Annotated in this window: 17 protein-coding genes; 11 read left to right on the top strand and 6 right to left on the bottom strand. The window is 61.4% G+C overall.

What is annotated here, in order from left to right; genetic code table 11:
- The first annotated feature begins 76 nt into the window (after window positions 1–76).
- The 6 genes from JYU29_RS02175 (at window position 77) to JYU29_RS02150 (ending at window position 6,581) form a co-directional block, all read left to right on the top strand.
- Window positions 77–1,906: a pilus assembly protein TadG-related protein gene (locus tag JYU29_RS02175; protein ID WP_250157147.1), complete on the top strand. Its 1,830-nt coding sequence runs from the start codon at window positions 77–79 to the stop codon at window positions 1,904–1,906.
- A gap of 263 nt (window positions 1,907–2,169) precedes the next feature.
- Entirely contained in the window at window positions 2,170–2,463 is a 294-nt protein-coding gene (gene groES, locus JYU29_RS02170) for a co-chaperone GroES (RefSeq protein WP_213983127.1), read from the top strand.
- 65 nt (window positions 2,464–2,528) lie between these two features.
- A complete protein-coding gene (gene groL / locus JYU29_RS02165) occupies window positions 2,529–4,172 on the top strand; it encodes a chaperonin GroEL (RefSeq protein WP_213983126.1) in 1,644 nt (547 codons plus the stop codon).
- 145 nt (window positions 4,173–4,317) lie between these two features.
- Window positions 4,318–4,503 carry a CsbD family protein gene (locus JYU29_RS02160; RefSeq protein WP_213983125.1) on the top strand — a complete coding sequence of 62 codons (186 nt, stop codon included), beginning with the start codon at window positions 4,318–4,320 and terminating at the stop codon, window positions 4,501–4,503.
- A 179-nt stretch (window positions 4,504–4,682) separates the two neighbouring features.
- Window positions 4,683–6,074, top strand: coding sequence for a class II fumarate hydratase (gene fumC / locus JYU29_RS02155; protein ID WP_213983124.1), 1,392 nt, complete (start codon window positions 4,683–4,685; stop codon window positions 6,072–6,074).
- A gap of 132 nt (window positions 6,075–6,206) precedes the next feature.
- On the top strand, window positions 6,207–6,581 hold the full coding sequence (locus tag JYU29_RS02150) for a DoxX family protein (protein WP_213983123.1): 375 nt from the start codon (window positions 6,207–6,209) through the stop codon (window positions 6,579–6,581).
- 81 nt (window positions 6,582–6,662) lie between these two features.
- On the opposite strand, the gene hisG is transcribed toward JYU29_RS02150, so the two are convergent.
- The 3 genes from hisG to hisS are packed head-to-tail and all read right to left on the bottom strand — an operon-like array spanning window position 6,663 to window position 9,915.
- Window positions 6,663–7,358 carry an ATP phosphoribosyltransferase gene (gene hisG, locus JYU29_RS02145; RefSeq protein ID WP_213983122.1) on the bottom strand — a complete coding sequence of 232 codons (696 nt, stop codon included), beginning with the start codon at window positions 7,356–7,358 and terminating at the stop codon, window positions 6,663–6,665.
- A complete protein-coding gene (locus tag JYU29_RS02140) occupies window positions 7,355–8,455 on the bottom strand; it encodes an ATP phosphoribosyltransferase regulatory subunit (protein WP_213983121.1) in 1,101 nt (366 codons plus the stop codon). Before JYU29_RS02140 ends, hisG begins: the two co-directional genes overlap by 4 nt.
- Window positions 8,452–9,915 carry a histidine--tRNA ligase gene (hisS, locus tag JYU29_RS02135; RefSeq protein ID WP_213983120.1) on the bottom strand — a complete coding sequence of 488 codons (1,464 nt, stop codon included), beginning with the start codon at window positions 9,913–9,915 and terminating at the stop codon, window positions 8,452–8,454. The genes JYU29_RS02140 and hisS overlap by 4 nt, the downstream gene beginning before the upstream one ends.
- 172 nt (window positions 9,916–10,087) lie before the next feature.
- Here hisS and JYU29_RS02130 point away from each other — a divergent pair, with 172 nt between their 5' ends.
- Window positions 10,088–10,420, top strand: coding sequence for a hypothetical protein (locus JYU29_RS02130; protein ID WP_213983119.1), 333 nt, complete (start codon window positions 10,088–10,090; stop codon window positions 10,418–10,420).
- Window positions 10,421–10,423: 3 nt separating this feature from the next.
- Here the strand turns inward: JYU29_RS02130 and JYU29_RS02125 are convergent, their stop codons facing one another.
- Window positions 10,424–11,065: a DNA-3-methyladenine glycosylase I gene (locus JYU29_RS02125; RefSeq protein WP_213983118.1), complete on the bottom strand. Its 642-nt coding sequence runs from the start codon at window positions 11,063–11,065 to the stop codon at window positions 10,424–10,426.
- A gap of 193 nt (window positions 11,066–11,258) precedes the next feature.
- On the opposite strand from JYU29_RS02125, the gene JYU29_RS02120 reads away from it, so the two are divergent.
- The 4 genes from JYU29_RS02120 (at window position 11,259) to JYU29_RS02105 (ending at window position 15,164) form a co-directional block, all read left to right on the top strand.
- Window positions 11,259–12,044 (top strand): L,D-transpeptidase, encoded by a 786-nt coding sequence (locus JYU29_RS02120; RefSeq protein ID WP_213983117.1) that lies wholly within the window; start codon window positions 11,259–11,261, stop codon window positions 12,042–12,044.
- Between the two features lie 212 nt (window positions 12,045–12,256).
- Complete coding sequence (locus tag JYU29_RS02115; RefSeq protein ID WP_213983116.1) at window positions 12,257–13,153, top strand: bifunctional 5,10-methylenetetrahydrofolate dehydrogenase/5,10-methenyltetrahydrofolate cyclohydrolase; 897 nt, start codon at window positions 12,257–12,259, stop codon at window positions 13,151–13,153.
- An 83-nt stretch (window positions 13,154–13,236) separates the two neighbouring features.
- Window positions 13,237–14,415 carry an alpha-hydroxy acid oxidase gene (locus JYU29_RS02110; protein ID WP_213983115.1) on the top strand — a complete coding sequence of 393 codons (1,179 nt, stop codon included), beginning with the start codon at window positions 13,237–13,239 and terminating at the stop codon, window positions 14,413–14,415.
- Window positions 14,412–15,164 carry a metallophosphoesterase gene (locus JYU29_RS02105; protein ID WP_347879833.1) on the top strand — a complete coding sequence of 251 codons (753 nt, stop codon included), beginning with the start codon at window positions 14,412–14,414 and terminating at the stop codon, window positions 15,162–15,164. Before JYU29_RS02110 ends, JYU29_RS02105 begins: the two co-directional genes overlap by 4 nt.
- 21 nt (window positions 15,165–15,185) lie before the next feature.
- On the opposite strand, the gene JYU29_RS02100 is transcribed toward JYU29_RS02105, so the two are convergent.
- Together JYU29_RS02100 and JYU29_RS02095 are read right to left on the bottom strand one after the other, a co-directional pair.
- On the bottom strand, window positions 15,186–15,323 hold the full coding sequence (locus JYU29_RS02100; protein WP_213983114.1) for a hypothetical protein: 138 nt from the start codon (window positions 15,321–15,323) through the stop codon (window positions 15,186–15,188).
- A gap of 266 nt (window positions 15,324–15,589) precedes the next feature.
- Window positions 15,590–16,294 carry a type 1 glutamine amidotransferase gene (locus JYU29_RS02095; RefSeq protein ID WP_213983113.1) on the bottom strand — a complete coding sequence of 235 codons (705 nt, stop codon included), beginning with the start codon at window positions 16,292–16,294 and terminating at the stop codon, window positions 15,590–15,592.
- Between the last annotated feature and the right edge of the window lie 79 nt (window positions 16,295–16,373).

Raw genomic sequence — 16,373 nt, 5'->3', positions numbered from 1 at the left:
CAGCTCAGGCGCACTTCGAGCAAAACACTTAAAAAGCGAACGATCGCTCGAACAGCATCTTAGGAGCTGTCGTGCCATGCCGCGCGCCATGACGAGACAATCCCTTTTCTCCCTGATCCGCGCCTTCCTCAAGGACACCAGCGGCAATTACGCGCTGATGACGGTGATCGCGGCCGTGCCGCTGTTCGGCGCGGTGGCGCTTGCCGTGGACTACAGCGAAATGAGCCGCGAGCGGCAGATGACGCTGAATGCGCTGGATGCATCAGGGATTGCAACGGCGCGGCGTCTTCTCGAGGGCGCATCGGAACTTGAAGTGCGGAAATATGCACGGCAGTTCTTCGACGCCAATCTCGGCAACATCAACCCAAACCGCGCAACCCTGAAGGTCGATCTTCCAGGCCAGGGCGGCGGCGGTACGCTCAAGATGTCGGCCGATCTCAGCTATGATCCGGTGTTCTTCGGAACCTTCCAGTCGCTGATGGGAAAGCAGAGAACCCCGCTTTCTTTCGCGGCAGCAACCGAGGTGAAGCTGAAGAACACGATCGAAGTGGCGCTCGTGCTCGACAATTCCGGGTCGATGGGTGACAGAGGGCGAGGCTCGGGCCGACAGCGCCTGGATATTCTCAAGGACGCCGCCAAAGAACTCGTCGACACGATGGCCGCCGAAAGCGGCAAGATGAAACAGGTCGACAAGCCGGTTCAGATCGGTCTGGTGCCCTTTTCCGCATCCGTGAATGTGGGACCAGACAATCGTTATGAAAGCTGGATGGACCGAAACGGGCTTTCGCCCATTCACCACGAAAACTTCGACTGGTCGAGTTTCGGCACAAGAGCCAGCAGCCCGAACATGTATGTCGAGGACGTCAATGGCGCCAAGCGCGCCCGCGGGAGGTACTGGGCCGAGGTCGGTCTCGAGAATGCGTATCTTACGCGCTTCACGCTGTTTGATTATGTCAGGCGCTATACCGGTCAAGGCAACACGACCGCGCCCGTTGCAACTTGGGGCGGATGCGTGGAAACGCGGCCTTACCCCTATAATGTCACCGATGCGGCTGCTTCACAGAACAACCCGGCGACCTTGTTCGTGCCGATGTTCGCGCCCGATGAAGCCGATATCGGCCGCGCGGCGAACAGTTGGTGGCCCGATTATGCGCCAGACGACAGAAGCGCCCCCGACAGGCAGCGTGACCTGACCAAATTCATCAATGTCAGCCACGGCAACGGATTTTCCGCCGGTTCAGGCCCAAACTATGGCTGCACCACAACCCCAATTCTTCCTTTGAAGGATGTCGGCACGACAGCCGGCATCGATGAAGTGAAGAGCGCGATCGACGCAATGCGTGCGAACGGCAACACGAATACTCCGGAAGGCATGGCCTGGGGCTGGCGTGTGTTGTCGTCTCAAGCGCCTTTCACGGGAGGGCGCTCGGAGGCCGAACGCGGCAACGATAAGGTGTTGATCGTTCTGACGGATGGCGCCAACACCTATTTCACGCCGAGCGGCGACGATCTGGCGAGAAATCGATCCACCTATGGCAGCTACGGTTATGCAGGCAAGAACTACAGCAACACCGGCAAGCCACGCATCTTCTTGAACACGACTGTTTCAACGAGCTTCTCGAACAGCAACTACACGAAGGCGCTGAACCAGCAGTTCGACACGCTTTGCGCCAACGCCAAGCGCGCCAACATCATCGTCATGACCGTTGCGCTCGATCTCGATGCCAGGAGTGGTGCTGAAAAGGCCCAGGTCGACGCCTTGAAGGCCTGCTCGTCGGAGTCCCGTTTCCGCAAGGATGCACAGGGCAATCCGGAAAAGCTGTTCTGGAACTCCACCGGCGCGACGCTTGCCGACGATTTCAAGCGCATCGCCGACGAGCTTTCGAACCTGCGCATCGTTAGCTGAACGCCCTTTCCGCCATTAACTAAAATTGGACGAATGTGGGTGTGGCGCGTCACAGGCCTTGCGCATTCGTGTGAGAAAACCCAGCTACGGGCCTGCCGCTCGACAGTCCGAAGCGGGTGTTTTCCCAAGCTCGATAACCGCAGCTGACCTTGACACCAGAAACGTCTTCGACTATCTCGGCGTCTCGTTAGCACTCTCCCAATGTGAGTGCTAACCGGTTCATCAGAACCATCAGACATCATCCAACCGAGGAAGTATTGGATATGGCCAGCAATTTCCGCCCGCTTCATGACCGTGTGGTCGTTCGTCGGGTCGAGTCCGAGGCAAAGACCGCCGGCGGCATCATCATCCCCGACACTGCCAAGGAAAAGCCGCAGGAAGGCGAGATCGTCGCCGTTGGTTCCGGCGCCCGTGACGAGAGCGGCAAGGTCGTTGCCCTCGACGTAAAGGCAGGCGACCGCGTTCTGTTCGGCAAGTGGTCCGGCACCGAAGTCAAGCTCAATGGCGAAGACCTTCTGATCATGAAGGAATCCGACATCATGGGCATCATCGGCTAATCACGCCGTCGACCTCTTCCCTATTCGCAACCTGACATTCGGGCCCTAGGCCCAGGAGCACGCACATGGCTGCAAAAGACGTAAAATTCTCCCGTGATGCCCGCGAGCGTATGCTGCGCGGCGTCAACATTCTCGCAGACGCAGTGAAGGTCACGCTCGGCCCCAAGGGCCGCAACGTCGTGATCGACAAGTCGTTCGGCGCCCCGCGCATCACCAAGGACGGCGTTTCCGTCGCCAAGGAGATCGAGCTGGAAGACAAGTTCGAGAACATGGGCGCACAGATGCTGCGCGAAGTGGCCTCGAAGACCAACGACAAGGCCGGTGACGGCACGACCACGGCAACCGTTCTCGCTCAGTCGATCGTTCAGGAAGGCCACAAGGCCGTTGCCGCCGGCATGAACCCGATGGACCTGAAGCGCGGCATCGACATGGCTGTTGCCGAAGTCGTTTCCGAACTCGGCCGCGTCGCCAAGAAGATCAACACTTCGGAAGAAGTGGCTCAGGTCGGCACCATCTCGGCTAACGGCGAGAAGGAAATCGGCCAGATGATCGCGGAAGCGATGCAGAAGGTCGGCAACGAGGGTGTCATCACCGTCGAAGAAGCCAAGACCGCCGAGACCGAACTCGAAGTCGTTGAAGGCATGCAGTTCGACCGCGGCTATCTCAGCCCATACTTCGTCACCAACCCGGACAAGATGGTTGCCGAGCTGGAAGACGCTTACATTCTCCTTCACGAGAAGAAGCTCTCCAACCTCCAGGCAATGCTGCCGGTTCTCGAGGCTGTTGTTCAGTCCTCGAAGCCGCTGGTCATCATCTCGGAAGACGTGGAAGGCGAGGCTCTGGCCACGCTCGTCGTCAACAAGCTGCGTGGCGGCCTGAAGATCGCTGCCGTCAAGGCACCGGGCTTCGGCGATCGCCGCAAGGCCATGCTGGAAGACATCGCCATCCTCACGGGCGGCCAGGTGATTTCCGAAGACATCGGCATCAAGCTCGAAAACGTGACCCTCGACATGCTGGGCCGCGCCAAGAAGGTGTCGATCACCAAGGAAAACACCACCATCGTTGATGGCGCCGGTGAAAAGGCCGAGATCCAGGGCCGCGTTGCCCAGATCAAGCAGCAGATCGAAGAAACCTCTTCGGACTACGATCGTGAGAAGCTCCAGGAGCGTCTCGCAAAGCTCGCAGGCGGCGTTGCGGTTATCCGCGTCGGCGGCGCGACGGAAGTCGAAGTCAAGGAAAAGAAGGACCGCGTTGACGACGCCCTGAACGCAACCCGCGCTGCGGTTGAAGAAGGCATCGTTCCTGGCGGCGGCACGGCTCTGCTGCGCGCAACGAAGTCGATCACGGTCACCGGCATCAATGCCGACCAGGCTGCTGGCATCGCCATCGTGCGTCGTGCCCTTCAGGCTCCTGTTCGCCAGATCGCGTCGAATGCCGGTGCAGAAGCATCGATCGTTGCCGGCCGCATCATGGACGACAACACGCCGACCTTCGGCTACAACGCTGCAACCGACGAGTATGGCGATCTGATCCAGCTCGGCATCGTTGACCCGGTCAAGGTTGTTCGTACCGCTCTCCAGGACGCAGCTTCGGTTGCCGGCCTGCTGATCACCACGGAAGCCATGATTGCCGAGACCCCTAAGAAGGACTCCGCAATGCCTGCAATGCCGGGCGGCGGCATGGGCGGCATGGGTGGCATGGACTTCTAAGTCCAGTCTCCTCCAGACAGTCAGAAAGGGCGGCAGCGATGCCGCCCTTTTCTTTTGCCTCGGCTGTCTTGCGCTGAATGATTTGCGGAACGTTTTGTCAGGGGTCGCGTTTCTAAGACATCGATCCGCAACAAGGAGAAACATCATGGCTAATAGCGATCAGGCAGCAGGTCTCGGCAAGCAGGTCAAGGGCGCAGTCAAGGACGCCGTTGGTGGCGCCACGAACAACGCCGATCTCCAGGCTGAAGGCAAGATGGACAAGGCCGAAGGCAAGGTCCAGAAGGGCTACGGCGACGCCAAGAGCGACGTCGCGGACAAGCTGGACAAGTAATTCCTGCTTCACCCAGTTAAGAAAAGCCGGTCACTCACGTGGCCGGCTTTTTTGTTGCTGAGGCGGCCCGATCGGATGCCTGCGCAGCTTCTTCTTTACTCAATCGATTTGACGTCACACAGCCAATGGCAGCGCACGGTTTGTTGTGGTAGCCACACGCGCGAACAGGAGATCTGACTATGGCCGACACTCGCCGCGAAAGTGATACATTCGGGCCCATCGACGTTCCTTCGGACAAGTACTGGGGTGCCCAGACCCAGCGCTCCCTCGAGAACTTTAAGATCGGCGGCGAGCGCATGCCGCTGCCGCTCGTTCACGCGCTCGGTATGGTGAAGCGCGCGGCGGCTGAAGTAAATGTGGATCTCGGCAAGCTCGACAAGGAAGTCGGCAGCACGATCGCTGCCGCGGCCGACGAGGTGATTTCGGGTGCGCTCGACGATCATTTTCCGCTGGTGGTCTGGCAGACCGGTTCGGGCACGCAGTCGAACATGAATGCCAACGAGGTCATTTCCAACCGCGCCATCGAGATGCTCGGCGGCACGATGGGCTCGAAGAAGCCGGTTCATCCCAACGACCACGTCAATATGAGCCAGTCGTCGAACGACACGTTCCCGACCGCCATGCATATCGCAGCCGTTCTGGAAGTGCATGAGCGCCTGCTGCCGGCCTTGGAGCATCTGCAGGCTGCCATCGAGAAGAAGGTCGATGCCTTCGAGAAGATCGTCAAGATCGGCCGCACTCATACGCAGGACGCCACACCGCTGACGCTCGGCCAGGAATTCTCCGGCTATCTCGTTGCGCTGGAACTCGGCGAAAAGCGCATTGCCGACAGCCTGGAAGACGTTTACGCTCTGGCGCAGGGTGGAACGGCCGTCGGGACCGGTCTGAACGCGCCTGTCGGGTTCGACACGGCCTTTGCCGACCGCGTGTCGGAAATCACTTCCCTGCCCTTCCGCACCGCCGCCAATAAGTTCGAGGCGCTGGCCTCTCATGGCGCCCTGACGGATCTGCACGGCTCGCTGACCGCACTCGCCGCCGACCTGTTCAAGATCGGCAACGACATCCGCTTCCTGGGCTCCGGTCCGCGTTCGGGTCTCGGCGAATTGAAGCTGCCGGAAAACGAGCCGGGCTCCTCGATCATGCCGGGCAAGGTCAACCCGACCCAGGCCGAGGCGCTCACGATGGTGGCGGCGCAGGTGATGGGCAACCAGACCGCCGTTGCCTTCGCGGCCAGCCAGGGTCACTTCGAGCTCAACGTCTTCAAGCCGGTGATCGCGCTCAACGTGCTGCAGTCGATCCGCATCCTGGCCGATGCCATGCGCTCGTTTGCCGACAACTGCGTCGATGGCATCGAGGCCGATGAGCGTCGCATCGACGATCTCATGCAGCGCTCGCTGATGCTGGTGACCGCGCTGGCGCCGAAGATCGGCTATGACGCGGCGGCCAAGATCGCCAAGACCGCGCACAAGAACGGCACCACCCTGCGCGAAGAAGCAGTTGGCAGCGGCGAAGTCACCGATGAAGAGTATGATGCTCTGGTGAAGCCGGAAGCGATGACGCAGCCGGGCTGATCAAGTCTCGCCAATGTGAACAGTTCCGCGACGCATGTTCTCGTTTATCGAACAATGCGTCGTGGGATTGCTGTCTCGCGCCGGGAAGGGAATTGCTCCACATAGGGGCAGTTCTTATCCCGCGAGGCTTTCATGTCCACTGTCGTGCTTATCGGCCGCATCCTGCTGTCGATCATCTTCATTCTTTCCGGCTTCAGCAAGCTGACCGCGCTAAGCGGCACGGCCGGCTATTTCGGCAGCATGGGCATCCCGGCCCCGATGGTTGTGGCCGTGCTTGTCGGCTTGCTCGAACTCTTGGGCGGCCTGGCTGTTCTGATCGGCTTCCGCACGCGCGAAGCAGCTTTCGCGCTGGCCATCTTCTCGGTGGCATCGGCCTTTGTCGCCCACATGGATTGGTCCGACATGATGCAGATGATCAATTTCCAGAAGAACCTGGCAATGGCCGGCGGCTTGCTCGTCCTGGGTGCCTATGGTGCCGGTTCGATTTCCGTGGATGCGCGTCGTTAAACCGTCGCGTTCATGGCCATAGTCCAAGCTATTTCATGACGACCAAAGCCCGGCCTTCGAGCCGGGCTTTTTTTATGCCGATCAAGCTGTGGCGAACAGTGCGCTCAGCTGAGCCAGAGCCTGCGCATCTTCCGCCGAGCGCTCGCGCTTGGATGCGACGAGACAGGCCTGTGAGCGCAGGATGATGCCGTCGGACAAGACACGCAGATGGTTTGCGCTCAGGGTCGAGCCGCTGGAGGTGATGTCGACAATGACATCTGCCAGACCGGCTGCCGGGGCACCTTCGGTGGCGCCGAGGCTTTCCACGATGCGGTAAACCTGGATGCCGTGTTTCAGCGAGAAGAACTGCTGCGTCAGGCGCCAGTATTTGGTGGCGATGCGCAAACGGCGGCCATGACGCTGGCGAAAGTCGGCGGCGACATCGTCGAGATCGGCCATGGTCTCGACGTCCATCCAGACATCGGGCACGGCGACAACCACATCGGCGGCACCGAAGCCGAGGCGCGCCTCGATCGACACGTGCGCGTCCCAGTTGGCGAGGTTCTCACGCACGAGGTCTTCGCCCGTGACACCAAGGTCTACGGCGCCCTGCCCCAGTTCCTGGGCGATTTCGGAAGCAGAAAGAAACAGCACGTCGAGCGACAAGGCGCCGTCGATGCGTCCACGATAAGAACGCGGATCGGTCGGCAACTGCACCTGAAGGCCGGCTTCGGCAAAGCGGGCGATGGCCTGTTCCTTGAGACGACCCTTGGAAGGCAGAGCAAGCGTCAAGGTCATGGCTTGCGCGCTCCTTCGATGCGATCAAGCCAGGCCGAGAAGCCGACGCCGGGAATGGAGTGTTCGGCACCCAGCATCGTCAGAAGGCGATCATAGCGGCCGCCGCCGACCAGAGGCCTCGGATCGCCGGCCGCGCTGATTTCGAAAACGAGCCCGGTGTAATAATCCAGCGGACGACCGAAAGCGGCGTCATAGGTGAAGCTTGCGCCCTGCAAGCCTTGAGCAGCCAAGGCGTCGGCGCGTTTGGCGAACTGTTCCAGCGCCGCATCCAGAAAGAGGTCGCATTCATCGGCAAAGCGCCGCAGCGTTTCGCCGGCTTGTGCCAGGGGTTCGCGGATCGCCAGAAAGCGCTTTAGCGCTTCAAAAGCATCATCGGCAATCCGAACGGCGCTGAGTTCCGCTCTTTCGATCAGGCGGCGGGCGATGTCATCGGGCGTGCGCCCGGCAGACGGCGAAATGCCGGCGACATCCATCTGCTTTTCGAGATAATCGGCGACCGCTGCACGATCACGTGCAGCCACGAGACGCGAGACCGGCTGGCCGAGATTACGCTTCTTCGGGGGATTGGCGAGATCGGCAAGCGCGGCTTCGAGCATATCGGCAGCACCGAAGGCGCGCGCCAAACGCATTTGCCAGCCGCGCGGCAAACCGAGGGCTGCCAGAACGGCCTCGAAGATCGCCTGATCGCCGATCGTCACCGACAAAGAAACGCCCGGCAGCGCCTCGTTCAGGAGGCGACAGGCATCGGCCACGGAGCGCGCATCGGCTGTGGACGTATCGCGTTCCCCGAGGTCCTCGATGCCGGCCTGAAGGAATTGGGTGCCGCCTTCTCGATGCTGGCGGAAAACCTCGCCGAGATACCCATAGCGGCGCGGTGTTCCGGCCTGACGCGCGATGTGGTCGCGGCAAACGGGAATGGTGAATTCGGGCCGCAAACACAGGCTTTCGCCCGTTTCGCTTTGCGTCAGGAAAATGCGCCGGCGAAGATCTTCGCCGGCCATGTCCAGAAAAGGATCGGCCGGTTGCAGGATCGGCACATCAGCCAGCGGAATGGCATCCGCTGCAAAGCGCGCCAGGATGGTGTCAGCGAGTGTCACGCCTGCCGCTCTTGCGCCTGTGCAGCGAGGATGGCGCGGATCGTCGCGACCAGCTCGGCTTCCGGCACCGACACCTGTGCCGGACGGCCTTCGCGCCAGGCTTCGTTGTCGGTAATCTCCGCCGACAATCGCGCGCCTTCGATCAGATCCTTGACCTGCACTTCGCCGTTTGCACGCTCGTCGCCGCCCTGGATCACCACGCAGGGTGCGCCGCGGCGGTCGGCATATTTCATCTGCGCCTTCATGCCGGCGCCGCCGAGATACATCTCGGCGCGAATGCCGGCCTGGCGCAGATCGCCGACCATCTTCTGGTAGCGGCCAAGGCTTTCCGTGTCGCGATCCATGACCAGCACAACCACCGGCGCAACAACATCGGCCGTATCGAGCTTGCCGAGGTTCTTCAGCGCCGTCATCAGGCGAGAAACACCGATCGAGAAGCCGGTTGCCGGCACAGGTTCGCCGCGGAAACGCGACACGAGACCATCATAACGCCCACCGCCGCCGACCGAGCCGAAACGCACGATCTTGCCGTCTTCGTTGGGGATCTCGGCGAGGAGCTCGGCCTCGTAGACGGGTCCGGTGTAGTATTCGAGGCCACGCACGACGGATGGATCGATCTTGATGCGGTCTTCGCCGTAGCCGGCTGCACGCACCAGCGCTTCGATCTCGCGCAGTTCGACAACGCCCTGATTGTCCTCGATCTCGCCGGTTTCCACATAAGCGAGAACCTTGGCGATGGCAGCGTCATCCAGTTCGGCGCCCTTGGTGAAGTCGCCCTCGCCTTCGGCGCCGCCATCCCAGCGGCCCGCGCCCAGCAGGAGCTTCACGCCTTCGGGACCGAACTTGTCGAGCTTGTCGATCGCGCGCAGAACGGTCAAACGGCGGCCGGCATTGTCGTCGCCGCCGAGACCAATCGCTTCCAGCACACCGTCCAGCACCTTGCGGTTGTTGACGCGGATGACGTAATCGCCGCGCTTGATGCCGAGCGCTTCCATGACATCGGCCATCATCATGGTCATTTCGGCATCGGCCGCGACGCCAGGCGTTCCCACCGTGTCGGCATCGAACTGCATGAACTGGCGGAAGCGGCCCGGACCCGGCTTCTCGTTGCGGAACACCCAGCCCGCGCGATAGGAGCGGAAGGGCTTGGGCAGACGTTCGAAATTCTCCGCGACATAGCGGGCGAGCGGTGCGGTCAGGTCGTAGCGCAGCGATAGCCACTGCTCGTCATCGTCCTGGAAGGAAAACACGCCTTCGTTGGGCCGGTCGAGGTCCGGCAGAAACTTGCCGAGCGCATCCGTGTATTCGATCAAAGGCTGCTCGACCGGCTCGAAGCCGTAGAGATCGTAGACGGCCTTGATCTTCTCGATCATGCGTTCGGTGGCGCGGATATCATCGGCCGAGCGGTCGCCAAAGCCGCGCGCAAGCCGCGCTTTCATCTTCTCGTTCTTATCGGCCATGGAAGAAGTCCAGAAATCGTTGGGAAGCCAGCAATGACTTGAATAAGGGCGCTCTACCGGATGGAGCGCTCAGCTTCAAGCAAAGGACGCCCTTCGGCGCGCTTTTGGCTCAGGCGATGGTTCCAGTCGGCACCGAGCGTTCCTATCTAAAGGGAAACGAAGGAAGCCGATCATGGTCCGCATTCCCACTTTTCTCCTCGCTGCGCTGATCGTGCTGCCCGCCGCACCGACGATGGCGCAGAACTGCCGCGCGATCGGGTCGAGCTATTTCTGTTCCGATGGCCGCTCCGGCCAGCGCACGCCCACCACGCCTTCGCTGAACAACCAGACGCGCAAAAGCCCGCTTGGCAACCAGCGCTATACCAACCCGCAAAAGCGCGCCAAAAGCCCCGACAATGCGCTTTATCCCACCAACCAGAATTCAACGCGGCGGCTTGGCGACACCATCTATAATCGCGACGGCTCGAAATGCCGGACGGTGGGCAACTCGCTGACCTGCCAGTGAGGCTTAGGCGACAGGTCGCTTGAAGCCGGCGCGCTCCTTTTCGACCGCGGCGCGGCAGGCGCAGCCTTCGATGTGATCGTTCACCAGGCCCATGGCCTGCATGAAGGCGTAAACGGTGGTTGGTCCGACGAATGTCCAGCCGCGTTTCTTCAGGTCCTTCGACAGGCGGATGGACGCAGGCGTCGTGGGGTTGGCGCGGATCGTTTCCCAGTCCACCACCTGCGGCCGCTCATCGGCTGGCGGTTCGAAGCGCCAGAAGTAAGCGGCGAGCGAGCCGAACTCCGCCTTCATTTCCATCGCCCGTTTGGCATTGTTGATCGTCGAGTTGATCTTGCCGCGATGGCGGATGATGCCGGCATCCGCAACAAGGCGCTCGACATCCGCTTCACCGAACTGCGCCACCACCGCGAAATCGAAACCCGCAAAGGCCGCACGGAAATTCTCGCGCTTGCGCAGGATCGTCAGCCAGGACAGGCCGGACTGGAAGCCTTCCAGGCAAATCTTCTCGAACAGCCGATGGTCGTCGGCCATCGGGCGTCCCCATTCCCTATCGTGATAGGAAATGTAATCGGGCGTCGAGCCACCCCATGCGCAGCGGATCACACCGTCATCGCCGCGCACCAGGCCGGCAGCCAGATCAGACATGACGCTTCCTTTCTTGTTTATTCGTCCTTTACCAAGTTCGGCAGCGAGTTGGTAACCACTGCAAAGCGTTTCATCGTTGAATCGAACTTTAACGAAGCCGATTCACCTTTTGCTTGGAATTGCCGGGGGATGATGGAGCCAAGATGAAGGCGGGGTTGCGCTTTATCGAAACACGGCATCAACGGGTTCACCCATGCGGCTTTCCATTCTTTGCAGCGCGGCTTTGATCGTGCTGGCGCCGGCAGCGGCGCAAGCGCAGGATCGCTATCGCGAGCGACCGCCGGTTGTGGTGAGCCCGGATCTGGCCGCGCCCTGGGTCAGGCAGCTCCAGCAAGCGCCGGAGCGCCGCGTTCTGATCGAGCGTCCGCGTGTTTCGCAGGGCTATGCGGTTCGTGTTGCGCCACAGGCCGCGCCGATGCGCAAGCGTGTTCGTCGCCAGGATGTCGACCGCGAGCCGATGCCGCAGCCGATCGAAGCCGTAAGCGTCGCAGGCGCCGTTCGCGTGCGTCCGGATCGCGGCCTGTCGCCCGAGTTCCTGCCGCAGATGGTCGCCTATGATGGCGGCCAAAAGCCCGGCACGATCGTGATCGATACCCATTCCAAGTTCCTTTACCTCGTGGAAGCGGACGGTCAGGCGCGGCGTTATGGCGTTGGTGTCGGCAAGGAAGGCTTCGGCTGGACCGGCACGGAAACCATCACCAACAAGCGGCAATGGCCGACCTGGACGCCGCCGGCCGAAATGCGGGCGCGTGAAAAGCGCAAGGGCAGGATCTTGCCCGTGACGATGGAAGGCGGTCCGGCCAATCCGCTTGGCGCAAGGGCGCTTTATCTCGGATCCACGCTTTATCGCATTCACGGCACCAATGCGCCCTGGACGATCGGCACCAATGTGTCGTCCGGCTGCATTCGGATGCGTAACGAAGATGTCACCGATCTCTATGAGCGCGTGCGGATCGGCACGAAGGTCGTGGTGATATGAGTTCCGGCGGGGGAACGCACCGGCCGCGTTGAAAGCTGGCCGGTTCGAAACTGCCACGGGTCGTTCCCTCCAGTCCGACCCGGCTGCGCGCGCGAGGTGGGGACTTCGTGACGCGAAAAAAGGGCGACGCGGCGCAAATCGCGTCGCCCTTTTTCTTTGATCACGGTTAGGGTCTCTCCTCCTATCACCACGGCTTAGCAAAGGAGCGCGCGATGACCGACGATCCCCGCTATCTCAAGGGCGCACCTGTCGCCGAACGCATTCTGGCTGAGGTGCGCGAACAGGCGCTGGCAGCGACGGAAGACGGTTGGAAACCGAAGCTGGTGTCGATCACGGTTGGCGATGTGGACGCCGTCGATGTTTATGTCCGCAATCAGCGCCGCAAGGCGCAGGCCGCCGGCATCGACTTCGAAGAGCGCAACTTTCCCGCAACGGTCAGTCCGGCCGAGCTCGAAGCCTCCATCCACGGCATGAATGCCGATCCGCGAGTGACCGGCATCATCATGCAGCGCCCCCTGCCCGCGGCCATTCCGGTGCGCAGCATGCAGCGCGCCATCCATCCGCTCAAGGATGTGGAAGGCATGCATCCCGCTTCCATCGGCAACATCGTTTACAACGAACTCGACCTCGCACCCTGCACGGCTGCCGCTTCGGTCGAACTGCTGAAGGCCACTGGGCTCGATCTGAAAGGGCTTGAGGTCGTGGTGGTCGGCCATTCCGAGATTGTGGGCAAGCCCATCGCGTTTCTGCTGCTCAGCGAAGGCGCCACCGTCACGGTTTGCCACCACATGACGCGCTCGCTAGCCTCCCATGCGCGCCGTGCCGACGCCCTGTTCGTCGCCGTTGGCAAGCCCCGTCTGATCCGCGCCGACATGGTGAAGCCGGGAGCCGCCGTGATCGATATCGGCATCAATACCGAGCGGGACGCCGATGGCCGTGAACGCGTGGTCGGCGATGTCGACACTGAAAGCGTGAAGCACGTCGCATCTTGGATCACGCCGGTGCCGGGCGGCGTCGGTCCGGTCACGGTTTCCATTCTTCTGCGCAACACGATGGTTGCCTTGAACCGCCAGCGCAACCTTTACGAAGCCAGCTACGGCGCGCGTTAGACTTCAAGGTCGACGAACGATCAAATTGACCATGGTTCCTGCCGGGCTTACACCGCGATCACGCCGTAAGAGGGAGCAGGGTTATGGCCACGCCGCTGACGATTGCTGAATTGAAAGAGGTTGCACGTCGACGCGTGCCGAAGATGTTCTTCGATTATGCCGATTCCGGCGCGTGGACCGAAGGCACCTACAAGGCGAACGAAGCCGATTTCGCGGCCATCAAGCTGCGCCAGCGCGTTCTGGTCGACATGACCAACCGATCGCTCGAAAGCACGATGATCGGCGAAAAGGTGTCGATGCCGGTAGCACTTTCGCCCACCGGTCTCACCGGCATGCAGCATGCCGATGGCGAGATCCTCGCGGCGCAGGCGGCCGAAGTGGCCGGCGTGCCGTTCACGCTGTCCACCATGAGCGTGTGCTCGATCGAGGATGTCGCCGCGCATACGATCAAGCCGTTCTGGTTTCAGCTTTACGTCATGAAGGACCGCGAGTTCGTCAAAAGCCTGATCAACCGGGCGCGCGCCGCCGGCTGTTCGGCACTGGTGGTGACGCTGGATCTTCAGATCCTCGGGCAACGGCACAAGGACATCCGCAACGGGTTGTCGACCCCGCCCAAGTTCATTCCAAAGCACATCTGGCAGGTTGCGACGCGGCCGAGATGGGCGTTCGAGATGCTCGGCACGAAGCGTCGCAGCTTCGGCAACATCGTCGGCCATGCGCAAGGCGTCGGCGATCTGTCGTCTTTGTCATCGTGGACGGCCGAACAGTTCGACCCGCGTTTGTCGTGGGACGATGTGGCCTGGATCAAGGAACAATGGGGCGGCAAGCTGATCCTGAAGGGCATTCTGGATGCCGAGGATGCGGCCATGGCGGCGGAAACAGGAGCCGATGCGATCATCGTGTCCAACCATGGTGGCCGCCAGCTCGACGGCGCGGCCTCGTCCATCTCGGTCTTGCCGGAAATCGTGAAGGCGGTGGGCGACCGTATCGAAGTGCATGTCGATGGCGGAATACGGTCGGGACAGGACGTCCTGAAGGCGCTGTGTCTCGGAGCGCAAGGCACCTATATCGGGCGCCCGTTCCTGTATGGCATCGGTGCTTATGGAAAACGCGGCGTGACGATGGCGCTCGATATCATCCGCAATGAGCTCGACATCACGATGGCGCTTTGCGGCAAGCGCGACATTCGCGACGTGGGACCCGAGCTTCTGCATCATCGCTTGCCGGTGGTCGCCACCGAGCCGGCGAGGCCAAGTCAGTGACGCGTGGCCGGGGCGTTCATCTCGATGATGCGCGCACGCCAGACGGGATGCGCATCTACGCGATCGGCGACGTGCATGGATGCGCCGACCTGCTCGAGGCCCTGTATTCGGAGATCGATCGCGAGCTCGAACGCGATGCGCCTGAAGATTGGCGCATCATCCATATCGGCGATTACGGCGATCGCGGGCCGGACACCAAACGTGCACTGGACCTCATCATCGAGCGCAGAAGTGATCGCCGCGTTCTATCGCTGATGGGCAACCATGACGAAGGCTGGCTGACCTTTCTTGCCGACCCGCATCCAGTCGGCTTGTTCGTGGCGCATGGCGGCGACATGACCGCGCGCTCCTATGGCGTCGACGCTGACCTGAGCGATGTGGCTGGCCGTATCCGAACGCGCGACGAGCTGCTGGCAGCCATGCCACAGGCGCATCTGGATTTCCTGAGGGGATTGCCGCGCTCTTTCAGCTTCGGCGATTATTACTTCTGCCATGCCGGGATTCGCCCTGGCGTTGAACTCGCCATCCAGGATCGCGAAGACCTGATCTGGATCCGAAAGGAGTTCCTGGCCTATCAGGGCCTGCATCCCAGGATCATCGTGCACGGGCATACGCCGAGTGCGGAAGTGGAGATGCTGTCCAACCGCATCAATGTCGACACTGGTGCGGTGAAAACGGGAGTGATGACGGCGGTGGTTCTGGACGGCAGAACCAAGCGCATCATCGATGTCAGGCAAGATCGTGCCTGACAGGCCAGTTCGAAGCCCGGCTTAGTTCGAAGCGCTGACGCCGTAGCCGTCGACGACGTTCATGTGGACGGAAGCATCGGCCGAATAGATGCCCGCGCCCCAAAGAGCGATGCCGGAAATCATGAGCATGGAAAGGAAGAAGGCGCGCACTGGGGTCATCTCTAGTTTCGATCCATAAGACTTGGCATGGACCAGTTACCAACGGGTTCACTGGCTCAACGTCGCTCCCGCAAACGGGTTTCATCCCGTTCCGCATTCGCTCGTTGTGATGTAAATTTGCATCACCGGGCTTTCTCCGCCCCGGTTCGCGCAGCCTCTTAAAGCGAAGCGTGAGCGCGAGATAGCGCTCGCAGAGCACAGTCCACACACTTCCCGCAGACGTGCCAAAAATGACACGCATGGCGCCACGGAAGGTGGTGTTCAGATCAAGGATGAATTGCGATCAACGCAGCCCAGGCGCGGGCGATCTTCAAGCCATTATCGTCGGCATCGGCACCGCGCGTTGCCTGTTCGGCTGCAAAGCGCTGCGGCCAATCCGGCTCGCGCTCCGCGAGATAGTCGGCATTGATCGTGTTCCATTGACCGATCAGCTTGCGATCGGCTTCGAAGTGGAACTGGATGCCGTAAGCGGCGCGCCCGATCCTGAAGGCCTGATTGTGCGTGAGATCGTTGCCGGCAAGCCGTGTGGCTCCGCGTGGCAGCACGAATGTATCGTCATGCCACTGGAAGGTCGTGAAAACCGGATCGAGACCGCCCAGCATCGGATCAACCGCACCGTCTTGCGTCAGCGCAACCTCCGTCCATCCGAACTCATGCGTCGCGCCGATCAAGTTTTCCGCGCCAAAGGCCCGCGCCAGAAGCTGACTGCCAAGACAAACACCGAGCACGGCCCGGTCCGACCTGGCATAGTCCCGCATGCGCTCGAGAAGTTCGGGAAAATAGGGCGATCCTTCATCGGCCAACGCGTTCTGCACGCCGCCCAGCACCACCAGCCCGTCGAACTCTCCTTTCGGCAGCGCCTCGCCTTCAAAGGCCTTGCAGATGGTAATCTCAGCACCGCGCTCGACCAGCGCTGTTTCGATCTGGCCGAGCGTGGTGCCGGCATTGTTTTCAATCACGAGTACACGCATGGGCCAGCCTTTCCTGTCGGGCAGCGGCTAGCATGCCGTGTGCCGGCCCGGAAGCCATGCTTGACGTTCGCCACGCATG

The organism is Tianweitania aestuarii, from assembly GCF_018457165.1.
GTDB classification, from domain to species: Bacteria; Pseudomonadota; Alphaproteobacteria; order Rhizobiales; family Rhizobiaceae; genus Tianweitania; species Tianweitania aestuarii.
This window is presented reverse-complemented; position numbering and strand designations above follow the sequence as displayed.